Origin of the sequence: Gryllotalpicola kribbensis, from assembly GCF_039538245.1 — a bacterium.
Taxonomy (GTDB): Bacteria; Actinomycetota; Actinomycetes; order Actinomycetales; family Microbacteriaceae; genus Gryllotalpicola; species Gryllotalpicola kribbensis.
Map to the genome: position 1 here is coordinate 184110 of NZ_BAABBX010000010.1, position 10766 is coordinate 194875.

The window sequence follows — 10766 nt, forward strand, 5'->3', positions numbered from 1 at the left end:
CGTCGCGCTCGCGGACCTACCGTGGTGGTCATGGATCACAAGAGCGAGGTGCAGGAGTTCCTGCGCACCCGCCGCGACCGCATCACGCCCGAGCAGGCGAACCTGATCGGCGGCGGTCGCCGCCGCGTGCCCGGCCTTCGCCGCGAAGAGGTCGCGCTGCTCGCCGGGCTCAGCGTCGACTACTACGCCCAACTGGAACGCGGCGACCTCCGCGGCGTCTCCGACGAGGTCCTGGAAGCCCTCTCGCGGGCCCTTCAGCTTGATGAGGCCGAGACTGCTCACCTCTTCGACCTCGCGCGGGCGGCGCATCCTCGCCCGGTGCGACGCAAGCGGCCCGCAGCCAACCAAGTGCGCCCCAGCCTGCAACGCTTCCTCGATGCGATCACCGATGCACCCGCCTGGGTGCGCGACGAGCACATGGACTTCGTGGCCGCCAACCGGCTCGGGCGAGCCCTCAACGCGCCACTGTTCGACCACCCGCGCCGCCCGGTCAACAACGCCCGCTTCGTGTTCCTCAACGAGGCGGAGGCCCGCGAGTTCTACATCGACTGGGAACAGGGCGCTGACGACATCGTCGCCACCCTGCGCAGCTACGCCGGCAAGCACCCGTATGACAAGCAGCTCACCGACCTGATCGGCGAGCTCGCCACCCGCTCCGAGGCATTCCGCACCCGGTGGGCCGCCCACAACGTCCGCTTCCACCGCACCGGGATCAAACGGCTGCGCCACCCCGTGGTCGGCGAGCTGGAACTCATCTACGAAGGCCTCGACCTTCCCGCCGACCCCGGCTGGCACCTCTTCACCTTCACCGCCGCCCCCAACAGCGCCGACGACGAGCGGCTGCGGCTCCTGGCGAGCTGGGCCGCCACCGTTGAAGCCGAGACCGCACCTCGGCCGGCGGAGGCCACCGAAACCACCCGAACGAAGGAGTCGTCATGAGCACGTGGACCGATACCGAACTCGAAGTCCTCGACAGCGTCGACGAGCTACGGGTCTCGTCCGTGCGCGCCGACGGCACGACCACCCGGCCCGTGATCATCTGGGCGGTGCGCGTCGGGGATCATCTCTACCTGCGCTCCGTCCACGGCCGCGGCGCCGGATGGTTCAAAGGCACCCGCGCCACCGGCACCGGGCACATCAGCATCGGCAACATCGAGCGGGACGTCACCTTCACCGAGATCAGCGACGCGACGGCCCAAGAGGCGATCAGCGACGCCTACCGCAGCAAGTACCGCCGCTATGCGAAGAACATCGTCGACTCGACCGGTACCGCCGACGCCCTGTCCGCGACCCTCGAAGCCATTCCGCGCTGACCGCTCGCCGAGCACACCAAGCGGAACGGACGTCAGCGATGCCTTGTAGCGGCCGCGTCCGGGAGCTGCGCCGGCGCGATCTTATGCGCACTGGTCTCGTCCTCACCGGCGGCGTTCTGGCGTCCGCGGCATTGGCAGCCTGCACCCCACGAACTGGAACCAGGGTGAACGAATCAGGACGACCTTCCTCGACGGCGCATCCGACGCCGTCGGCCGCGCCCGCCCAGCGCGTTCTGATCGCGTACTTCTCCCGTGCCGGCGAGAACTACCGCTACGGCGGCCGGGTCGACTTGAAGGTCGGCAACACGCAGGTCGCCGCCGAGATGATCGCCGACCGCATCACTACGGACGTCTACCGCATCGAAGCTGCCAACCCCTACCCCCACGACTACGAGCAGACAGTCGCCCGCAACGTCCAAGAGGAACAGGACGACGCACGACCCGCAATCCGCGGACAGCTGCCATCGCTCAACGACTACGACACGATCCTTCTCGGTAGCCCGATCTGGAACGTTCAAGTCCCGATGATCATGCGCACCTTCGCCGAAGCCCTCAACTGGTCCGGGAAAGACGTCTACCCGTTCGTCACCTACGCCGTCAGCGGCATGGGGAACGCACAGACCGACTACACCGAACTCTGCAACGGCGCCACAGTCCACGACGGCCTCGCTCTGCAAGGAGAAACCATTCACGATGCCGGCCAACAGGTACAGTCGTGGCTGCAACGAACTGGCCTCGCGTAGCTTGACCTCCGTGCGCACACATCAGGCCACCGGCCGAGGTGCAACGAGAACTTGCCGAGTTACCAGTGGAGAGCCCCGGAAGTTGTGAGATCCGGCCTTTCAATCTCCGGCAAGCGGGTCACCTCAGAGCTAACGCTCGGCGGTGAGTTCGGTGCCGCAAGCGACGCCTGTGATCATGCGGTCGCTGTTTGCACAATGGCCCGACTGCGAGACCGAGTTGTCCATAAGAAGCGGTCCCGCACATGGCGAGCTGTGATCTATCTCAGCCCACGGGCCCCGTCCGCATGCGGCCAATGTTGTGTCGACCTCCACCTCGAGTAGCTCCTGAGCTCATGGGATGGCGCTCAACGCGTTCTCACGCAAGCCACGGCAGCGGGTCCACCGCGGTCACGCCGTCGAGGAGGACCTCGAAGTGGAGGTGCGGCCCGGTGCTCTCACCCGTGCTTCCCACGGTTCCGATGACAGCGCCGGCCGGCACCGTCTGTCCGGCCGAGACCCGGGGCAGGGTTGCCATGTGGGCGTACATGGTGCTCACGTGGCGGCCGCCGATGATGTGGTCGATGACGACGTAGTTGCCGAGTGCACCGCCGTACTTGGCGTCCCGGACTATGCCGGGGGCGGCGGCCATGATCGGGGTGCCGACGCCGGGGATCATGTCGACGCCTTGGTGGTTGGACGAGCACGCGGAGCAGGGTGCACTGCGGGCTCCGAAGAGCGAGCTGAGCGGAACGGGATGCCCGAACGGCCAGGCGAGATTCCCGGCCGGCACGGGTTGGAGGGCCGTGCCGGCCTTCGGCGCCTTGGGGGCGGCCGGTCTCGGCGTGACCTTCACGGCATAGGAATCCCTGATAATCGCGGCGGCTCCGGTGTCGGCGACCCGCATCGACTGGATGCTCAGCGGGCGTGCGCTGTGGGATGCCGCGGGCGCGGCCGAAGAGACGATCGGGATCGCCATCGCGGCGAGCAGCCCGGCGATCGCGAGGACCGCGAGGGTGGCTGCGGGGCGGAGCTTCGGGAGGGGCTTGCGCCGCCTGTTGGCTTCCCTGAGCGAGCGGCGTGTGCGGTGAGTGGCAGGGAGGGTGGGTTCTGTCATGGTTCCTTCGTGGTCGGCAGCCGCGATCGCCACCCAGGAGCGGCGGTGCGAGCGGGGCTGCGCGTCAGCGCACGGGGACGAGGGATTCTGGGGCCAGTCGGATGCGGCGCAGCAGCTGGGCGTTGAGGGCGACGACGATGGTGGACACGGACATGAGGATCGCGCCGACCGCGGGCGAGAGCACGAACCCGATCGGGGCGAGGACGCCGGCGGCCAGCGGCACAGCGATGATGTTGTAACCGGTGGCCCAGACGAGGTTCTGGATCATCTTGCGGTAGCTCGCGCGGGACAGCTCGATGACAGAGAGCACCGCGCGCGGGTCGCTGGAGGCGAGCACAACACCGGCGGACTCGATCGCGACATCGGTTCCCGCACCGATGGCGATGCCGACGTCTGCGCGGGCGAGAGCAGGCGCGTCGTTCACGCCGTCTCCGACCATCGCAACCTTCAGGCCGCGATGCTGCAGCTCCGAGACCTTGCTGTCCTTGTCGGCAGGGAGCACCTCGGCAAACACCTCGTCAATGCCGAGTTGCCGTCCGACGGAGTTCGCGACGTCGGCGGTATCCCCGGTGATCATCGCGACCTTCACCCCGCGCTCGTGCAGGGCGCGGATCGCGGCATCCGACTCAGGGCGGATCTCGTCCTGTAGCGCGAACGCGGCCAGAGCATCTTCGCCGCGAAGGAGGTACAGAACCGTGGCGCCCTGAGCGGCGGCCTCTGCTGCCGGGCCGCTGATGCTCTCAGGGACCACAACGCCCGTTTCTTGGAGGAGGCGCGGTCCGCCGACCCGGATGAGCGCGCCGTTCACCGTGGCCTCGACCCCGCGGGCGGTGCGCGAGCGGAAGGCCGTCGCTGCGGGGCGCGCTGCGGTGCCGTGCTCGTCGGCGGCGCGAACGATCGCCTGAGCGAGGGGATGCTCGGACGAGGCTTCGACGGCCGCGGCGAGCTGCAGCGCCTCAGCTTTGTCGATGCCGGCCGTGATGGTGCGCGAGACTGCGGGCTCACCGCGGGTGAGGGTGCCGGTCTTGTCGAACAGGACGATGTCGATCGTCCGCATCCGCTCGAGCGCGAGCCGATTCTTCACCAGCACGCCCGCCTTGGCCGCCCGCTCGGTCGAGATCGAGATCACGAGCGGGATCGCAAGACCCAGCGCGTGCGGGCATGCGATCACCAGCACAGTCACGGTGCGGGCGATCGCATCGGTCGGGTCGCCGAGCAGCATCCAGACCACGAACGTGATGAGCCCCGCACCTGCGGCGAAGTAGAACAGCAGCGCAGCCGCCCGATCAGCAAGCGCCTGCGCCCGCGAGGAGGACCGTTGGGCCTCATCGACGAGGCGGCGGATGCCGGCCAGCGCCGTCTTCTCGCCCACGGCGGTGATCTGCACCCGGATCGCGGTGTCGGTCGCCACGGTCCCGGCGACGACCTGAGCGCCGACACCGCGAGTGACGGTGCGGGACTCGCCGGTGATCATCGACTCGTCCACCTCCGCCTGGCCGTCGATCACGGTCCCGTCCGCCGGCACCCGGCGGCCGGAGCGGACCAGGACGATGTCACCTTCGGCGATCTCGCCCAACGGGATCTCGACGATGTCCTCACCGCGGACCAGCTCCGCCGTGTCCGGTAGCAGCGCAGCCAGTGCATCCAGTGCGCCGGAGGCGGCGCCGAGGGCGCGCATCTCGAGCCAGTGCCCGAGCAGCATGATCGCGATCAACAGCGCGAGCTCCCACCAGAAGTCGAGCTCGAGCGACGGCTTGATCACAGTCGCCCACGAGGCGACGAACGCAACCAAGATCGCCATGGCGATCAGCGTCATCATGCCGGGCTTGCGGGTGCGCAGCTCGGAGACGGCTCCGGTGAAGAACGGATATCCGCCGTAGACGAAGATTACCGTTCCGAGCACGGGAGAGACCCACGCGGCCCCGGAGAACGTGAGCTGGTAGCCGAGGATGTGCCCGAACATTTGGCTGAAGATGACCACGGGCACCGCCAGGACCAGGCTCCACCAGAACCGGTCCCGGAACTGCGCCGCGTGATCACCGTGGCCGCCGTGGCCCGTGTAATCGTGCGCGCCGTGGCCCATTCGGTCATGCCCAGAGCGGCCCATCTGATCGCGCGCGTCGTGCTCGTGCTCGTGCTCGTGCTCGTGCTCGTGCTCGTGCTCGTGCTCGTGCTCGTGCTCGTGCTCGTGCTCGTGCTCGTGCTCGTGCTCGTGACCAGCATGGTCGGCCGGCGCACTGTGCCGAGTCGGCGTGCCGCGTTCATCAACGTTGCCGGCGTAGGCGGCCGGGTCGGCGTCGAACGCTGCGACGCAGGAGTCGCAGCACAGGTAGTAGGTGTGGCCCTCCCACTCGCGGCTGCGCCCTGCTGCTTCCGCCTCGGCGCGGCTCACCTGGTTATCCGTCATCACCGGGCAGGCGACGAGATCGGTCGCCGCGGCGGGCGTGTCGTGGTGGTGCTCGTGACCGTGGCTGTGTGTGTCGCTCATAGTCGTGCTCCTTTCAGTGCCGCCGTCAGCTGGAACGGTGCTGACGATATTCCGGTGCGGCGGAGGGTCGATAGCCCCGGCCAGCCAGGGTGGCTGGCCGCGGCGGGAAGTGCTCGGTGTGCGGGTGGGCGGAAGGACGGGGATGGCATCGGTGCCAGCTTTCAAAGCGTCGCAGGAACGCCCGGGGGCGGCCGGATCACCGGCCGCTCCCGAGCGGCGTCGCTCAGCCCATGCTCTGGAGCATGGACTGCATTGTCTGGATCTCCTTGGTCTGCGACTCGACGATGCTGTGCGCCAGGCGCAGCGCCTGCGTATTCTGACCATCCGAGATCTCGGTCTGTGCCATTTGCGTCGCGCCCTTGTGGTGCTCGATCATCAGGGTCAGGAACGTCTTATCGACGCCCATGCCCGTCGCGGCTTTCAGGCTCTTCATGTCCTCAGGCGTCATGCCCGGCATGCTGGAGGCCATCGGCTCGCTCATATCCATGCCGCCCATCGAAGAATCGGACGGCATCGGCATCGAGCTCGGTCCGGACATGCTCACCGGCTCGCGCCAAGCGCGCAGCCATCCGGTCATCTCGTCGATCTCCGGCGACTGCGCCTTCTGGATCTTGTCGGCCAGTTGCCTCACGTCCGGCATCGCAGCCTTGCTCGCGGCGATCTGCGCCATCTGGATCGCTCCTTGATGGTGGACGATCATCATCTGCGCGAACGTCACATCTTGCGCGTTGTGCTTTGCGGAAACGGACGATGACGTTGACGGAGATGTGCTGGTGCCGGGCATTCCCGACATCCCCGAATGAGAGGACGAGTTGCTCGATGAGCAGCCGACGAGGACGCCGACGAGGGTGACAGCGGTCGCCGAGGCGACCGCAATGCGGGTATTCAAGTTCACGGAGGTACTCCAAATACAGGTCTGATGAGGAACAGAAACGTTGAAGGGGTCGCCCGATGACAGGCAGACTCCTCCTACGCCCCCATCAGATCCGGAGCACTCCGAGGGTGAGATTGCGTTCGATACCGCGGACCGGGCGCGGCGAATCGGCTGGAGCAAGCTGTGCGCGCGGCCGCAAAGACGTCAAGGTGCCGAGCAGCCCCGGGGCTGCGAGCATCGCCAAGGCCAGCATCACCACCAGCGCCATGCAGCACGTCTCCATCGCATGAGACATGTCGCCCATCGGCGCCGACAGCACCGTCACGGCCGCGTGCGCCATCGCACCCGTGTCGTGCGCTGCTGCATGGCCGACCGCATGCTCCAGGTGCGCGGCAACCGCAGAACCGGCGGCGTTCGGGCCGCTGATCACCTCATGCATACCCGCCAAGCCGAACAACACCCCCAGCGCAAGGACTACCAGCAAGACACGGCGCACTACGGCGGCCGCGCGGGAACTGGTGGCATGCACGAAAACAGGGTAGCCCCTCCCGTCCGCCGCCGCCCAGGAGTCGCGCAGACAGGGGCCGGGAGGTGTGCCATTTCAGTGCTCAGCAGCCCCGTCGCCGGCGAGGTGCGCGCGCCTCGACGGCTTCACCGCGCTCTACTGAGTCCATCGGTGCACGGCTCATGGATGTCATCGACCGGAGATTGTCGAACAAGCGGTGCATGCACTCAGCCACACGACCGGCGCGATCGGCGTCAGTTCGCTCAAGCTTCGCTGGCTCGGCCATCGCCTTCCGGGCGCAGCCGCCGTCGAGGTCGACGCGGCGGCATTGCACGGCGCCGGACACGCCGAAACCGATGTCAAGGGCGAGCTCTTCAACCTCGACGAGTTCACCATCACGCCGGGCCGCGCTCACTGACAAGCGTCGACAACGAAGCGCCCGCGAGCCGTCCTCCGACTCAGGGCGCCTCACTCGCATCACGGTCGCACCGTTTGTGTGCGGCAGTTCACGCAGTTTCGGCGATCAGGCTCGACCTGAGCCTGGCACCCGACTTCCGGGAGAGACCCAACCGCTCGCCGAGCACCGGACCACTCGGCCACTCCCCTGTCAGCTGATGCTGCTCATGTGCCCACGCCACGACCGCGTCCTTGGTCGCACCCGCAGCTGCGGAAGGCCGGCTCGTGGCGGACGCGGCCCGCTTCGTCGCGCTGGCGCTCGCGGGTGACGGGGTGCTCGGGCTCGAGGCGGTCTTCACCTTCGAGGGGCGCGACGCGGCGGGCCGCACAAGTAGTCGCGCGGTGAGCTCGGCGCATGCGAGCAGCGAGAGCGCGGGCGCGGCCCCGATCACAACGCGAGCAGGGAGCGGAAGGTGAAGCGCGGCGTCAGCGGCATGCAACCCGTTGCCGACGAGCGAGAGGGTGGTCATCGCGCCCATGATCGTGAATGCGAGACGGCGCGTGGTGCGCTCACGGTCGGCGCGGCTGATCAGGCCGACATAACCCGCGAGGAGACCACACCCGTCGACCTGAATGGGATAAAGCCAAGCGAGTTCCGCGGGGATGTGGGACGCTGCAGCCAGCGAAGCCAAGCTCGAGTAGCTGAGGGCGAAAGCGACGGCCGCGATTACGGCCATGAGCAGCGCGATGACGGTGCGGTGCATAGGGTCTCCATTCCGAAAAGACACGGGCGGGAGGCCTATGCGCGGACGCATCCGTCAGTTGCCAAGCATCCTTAAGAAGAGGTCGAGATGCGTCGTCACGAACCACATCCACCACACGCCGCCCACGATCGACGCCACCTCAGTCGCCCACTTCCCCGCCCAGTCGAGCTGCGGATGCCTGCCCGCCCACGGCTCGCGCTCGGCGCGCTGCGTCATGCGGAGGTTCCGGAGAAGTTGAGGCGCGCGTCGCTGTTGACGCCGATGTCGATGTGCTCATGACTACATACGTCGTCGAACTGCTTGATGTTCTTGGTGTCGACCGGGTCCGGTCCTGTGCCGGCTGGCGGCCGCACGCTGGCCCATGACGCGCCAGGGTTCATCGGGTCTGCGCGGCAGGACTCCTGGCCGGCTTCCGACCCCTGAGGCATGTACGGGTCGAGGAGCCGGATCAGTGCAGCGGAGTTCGGGTCCCATCCGACAGTGGTCATGTAGTGGAGCGGCTGATCTGGCTGGAGCACCTTCGATCCGAGCGCGCCGAAATCGACGGCGTCTCCGGTGAAGTGGGCGCTGATGCCCTTGTGCGTGCCGTTGCCGGAGCAGGTGCGGTTCAGGTCGTTGATCTGTGCCTCGCCGAACGTCTGGACAGCGAAGACGATGACCTGGAGCACGCCGGCGTGGATGTTGCAGTCGCTGCTGGCGGTACCGTTCGCGATCTGGTCGATCTGGCCGGAGACGTCACCGAGCGGGTTGTGCCAGTAGGTGACGAGCCCCTGCTTCTGATACTGCTGGATCTGCTTCGCGAGAGCGACTTGGTCGGCGCTGATCGCGCCGGTCGAATCTCCGCCACAAAGGTTCAGATCCCCAGCTGTCTGCACGGTCGAGCTCAATCCGGTTGAGATCGCCGGCGACGAATCCCACAGCGCGTCAACGATTTGCTGCGCAACCGTTGACCACTTCGCGTATGCGTCCGGCGCATTCGACCCCTGCACCGCCTGGGCGGCATCCGTCACGCTCATCGTCTGCCACCCGGTGACCCCGAGGAGTCCGGCGGGCGACCCGTGGTTGGGGCCATTCGGGCCGCCGAGGAACGCCGCGGCGTCGAACTCGGCTGTCATGAGGTTGGGCACGCTTCCCCACCCTGAGCCTGGCCGCTGCTGGAACAGCCCGACCGAATCGAAGTTGTGGCCGACCGCATCATGCGGGAGGCTCATCGACGCCTTCGCCGCGGCGAGATCCGCAGCGGTCAGACCCGCTTTTCCGATGTCCTTCGTGTCGGAGCCGTCGTTCGCGTACATGAGGAGGGTGGACTCCTGCTCCGCTGTCGCGATCGCGATGACCGCCGCGTCCCGGCCAGTCTGCGTGTCGCCGACGACGGACTTGGCAACGCCCAGGATGGTGATCGCGTTCTTCTGCTGCGAGGCGTTCAGTTGCACGGAGCTGGTGCCGGCCGCAGAGGTGCTCGTTGAGCAGGAGTTGCTCTGACCGAGGAGGACTGCGATCGCCTGCCCGTAGACGGTGGTCGCCTGCTGTGCCGAGAGCCCGACGTCCTGCATCGCCAGGACCCACACCGCCTGCACCTTGCTCGCGGTTCCCTGTTGCGCTGATGCGAGAACGAGCTTGTCGCCGTCGAGGTCAGCGAGGTCGGAGGGGTCAAGGTCCAGGTCGTCGTCGTTGCGTTTGTGGGCGGCCTTGTTGAGCTGGTGGGCGGTGTCATCATTGAACTGCTGACCGGTCACGCCCTGCCACACGAGGGCGATCGCCCACGGGACATCGGTCCCGTCAACCGCGTTCATTGCGGCTTCGATCTGGGCTTCGGTGTACCCCTGCGCAGAGGCCGCATCCTCCTGGGTCTCCTGCTGCGCAGCGAAGAAGGAGGAGGCTGCGGCGCTCGTCATCTGGGAGATCGCAACGGTTGCGAGCATGGGGAGCGCAAGGATCGGAACGCAGACCATCGCGATGATCGCCCGGCCCCTCTTCGTCTTGGTGAGACCCTTGATCCCGCCCCAGATCGCGCCGCCGATCGCCGCGGTACCCCCCGAGGCCACTCCAGCTTCCATCGCGCCCTGCGCCGCACCGGCCATGACCGCCTGCGCAGTCTCGTCGTCGGTCCCCTTCGCAAGCGGCTTCATCCCGGGCGCCTGCATGAGCATGCCCTGCCCGAGCTTCGAATCCATGAGCCCGGTGACGAGCTCTTCCCCGCTATCCCCGTCCATCCGCTTCTTTATGGCAGCTGCCTTGGCGGCCTTGGACTGCGCAGCCTTCGCTGCCTTAGCCGCGAAGTCACTCATCGGGCGTTCCTCATCGCCTTGCGTGCCTTCTGCACAGCAAGCTGCGCCTGCACACCCTTGAACTCGTCGCGCTTCGGCACCCGCTGAGCTGCCGGCTTCACCGACTCACCCGGCGTCGGCCCGACCGCCGGGACCACCGTCGGATTCGCACCCTGCGCCTGCACAGCCTCCGCGAGGAAGAACTTCGTGTCTTCGCTCAGCTCGACCTTCGGCACGGTCCCGCGCATCGACGCCTGCGGGTCTGTCAGTTAAACGGTGTGCGGGGCCCGGCGGTTCTCAATGGGTGGTTCTCTCGAAGCGGC

At 67.4% G+C, this 10766-nt stretch carries 12 protein-coding genes; 4 read left to right on the forward strand and 8 right to left on the reverse strand.

The genetic code is table 11. From position 1 onward, the window contains the following. Positions 1–30 precede the first annotated feature (30 nt). The 3 genes from ABD716_RS07320 (at position 31) to ABD716_RS07330 (ending at position 2056) form a co-directional block, all read left to right on the forward strand. Positions 31–939 carry a helix-turn-helix domain-containing protein gene (locus tag ABD716_RS07320; RefSeq protein WP_344775336.1) on the forward strand — a complete coding sequence of 303 codons (909 nt, stop codon included), beginning with the start codon at positions 31–33 and terminating at the stop codon, positions 937–939. Beyond that, complete coding sequence (locus ABD716_RS07325) at positions 936–1313, forward strand: DUF2255 family protein (RefSeq protein WP_344775338.1); 378 nt, start codon at positions 936–938, stop codon at positions 1311–1313. The genes ABD716_RS07320 and ABD716_RS07325 overlap by 4 nt, the downstream gene beginning before the upstream one ends. 164 nt (positions 1314–1477) lie before the next feature. After that, on the forward strand, positions 1478–2056 hold the full coding sequence (locus tag ABD716_RS07330; RefSeq protein ID WP_344775340.1) for a flavodoxin: 579 nt from the start codon (positions 1478–1480) through the stop codon (positions 2054–2056). Positions 2057–2411: 355 nt separating this feature from the next. Here ABD716_RS07330 and ABD716_RS07335 read toward each other — a convergent pair whose 3' ends face one another. From ABD716_RS07335 to ABD716_RS07350, 4 genes are all read right to left on the reverse strand, one after another. Beyond that, positions 2412–3149, reverse strand: a complete 738-nt coding sequence (locus tag ABD716_RS07335) for a M23 family metallopeptidase (protein ID WP_344775342.1) — start codon at positions 3147–3149, stop codon at positions 2412–2414. 64 nt (positions 3150–3213) lie between these two features. Beyond that, a complete protein-coding gene (locus tag ABD716_RS07340; protein ID WP_344775344.1) occupies positions 3214–5637 on the reverse strand; it encodes a copper-translocating P-type ATPase in 2424 nt (807 codons plus the stop codon). Positions 5638–5860: 223 nt separating this feature from the next. After that, positions 5861–6532 carry a DUF305 domain-containing protein gene (locus ABD716_RS07345; protein WP_344775347.1) on the reverse strand — a complete coding sequence of 224 codons (672 nt, stop codon included), beginning with the start codon at positions 6530–6532 and terminating at the stop codon, positions 5861–5863. 85 nt (positions 6533–6617) lie between these two features. Next, positions 6618–7040 carry a DUF6153 family protein gene (locus ABD716_RS07350; RefSeq protein ID WP_344775349.1) on the reverse strand — a complete coding sequence of 141 codons (423 nt, stop codon included), beginning with the start codon at positions 7038–7040 and terminating at the stop codon, positions 6618–6620. A 193-nt stretch (positions 7041–7233) separates the two neighbouring features. Here ABD716_RS07350 and ABD716_RS07355 point away from each other — a divergent pair, with 193 nt between their 5' ends. Continuing rightward, the gene (locus ABD716_RS07355) at positions 7234–7434 is read left to right on the forward strand and encodes a hypothetical protein (RefSeq protein ID WP_344775351.1); all 201 of its coding nucleotides are present in this window, start codon (positions 7234–7236) and stop codon (positions 7432–7434) included. An 88-nt stretch (positions 7435–7522) separates the two neighbouring features. Here ABD716_RS07355 and ABD716_RS07360 read toward each other — a convergent pair whose 3' ends face one another. Genes ABD716_RS07360 through ABD716_RS07375 form a run of 4 tightly spaced genes read right to left on the reverse strand, consistent with a single transcriptional unit; the run spans position 7523 to position 10679 of the window. Next, positions 7523–8176: a DUF2637 domain-containing protein gene (locus ABD716_RS07360; RefSeq protein ID WP_344775352.1), complete on the reverse strand. Its 654-nt coding sequence runs from the start codon at positions 8174–8176 to the stop codon at positions 7523–7525. Positions 8177–8230: 54 nt separating this feature from the next. After that, a complete protein-coding gene (locus tag ABD716_RS07365) occupies positions 8231–8392 on the reverse strand; it encodes a hypothetical protein (RefSeq protein WP_344775354.1) in 162 nt (53 codons plus the stop codon). Beyond that, positions 8389–10464: a hypothetical protein gene (locus ABD716_RS07370; protein ID WP_344775356.1), complete on the reverse strand. Its 2076-nt coding sequence runs from the start codon at positions 10462–10464 to the stop codon at positions 8389–8391. Before ABD716_RS07370 ends, ABD716_RS07365 begins: the two co-directional genes overlap by 4 nt. Further along, on the reverse strand, positions 10461–10679 hold the full coding sequence (locus tag ABD716_RS07375; RefSeq protein ID WP_344775358.1) for a hypothetical protein: 219 nt from the start codon (positions 10677–10679) through the stop codon (positions 10461–10463). Before ABD716_RS07375 ends, ABD716_RS07370 begins: the two co-directional genes overlap by 4 nt. Positions 10680–10766 lie beyond the last annotated feature (87 nt).

Bases quoted from the DNA above. Each gene is read 5' to 3' on its own strand.
- ABD716_RS07320 (WP_344775336.1), top strand. From the start codon at position 31: ATGGATCACAAGAGCGAGGTGCAGGAGTTCCTGCGCACCCGCCGCGAC.
- ABD716_RS07325 (WP_344775338.1), top strand. From the start codon at position 936: ATGAGCACGTGGACCGATACCGAACTCGAAGTCCTCGACAGCGTCGAC.
- ABD716_RS07335 (WP_344775342.1), bottom strand. From the start codon at position 3,149: ATGACAGAACCCACCCTCCCTGCCACTCACCGCACACGCCGCTCGCTC.
- ABD716_RS07340 (WP_344775344.1), bottom strand. From the start codon at position 5,637: ATGAGCGACACACACAGCCACGGTCACGAGCACCACCACGACACGCCC.
- ABD716_RS07360 (WP_344775352.1), bottom strand. From the start codon at position 8,176: ATGCACCGCACCGTCATCGCGCTGCTCATGGCCGTAATCGCGGCCGTC.
- ABD716_RS07365 (WP_344775354.1), bottom strand. From the start codon at position 8,392: ATGACGCAGCGCGCCGAGCGCGAGCCGTGGGCGGGCAGGCATCCGCAG.
- ABD716_RS07370 (WP_344775356.1), bottom strand. From the start codon at position 10,464: ATGAGTGACTTCGCGGCTAAGGCAGCGAAGGCTGCGCAGTCCAAGGCC.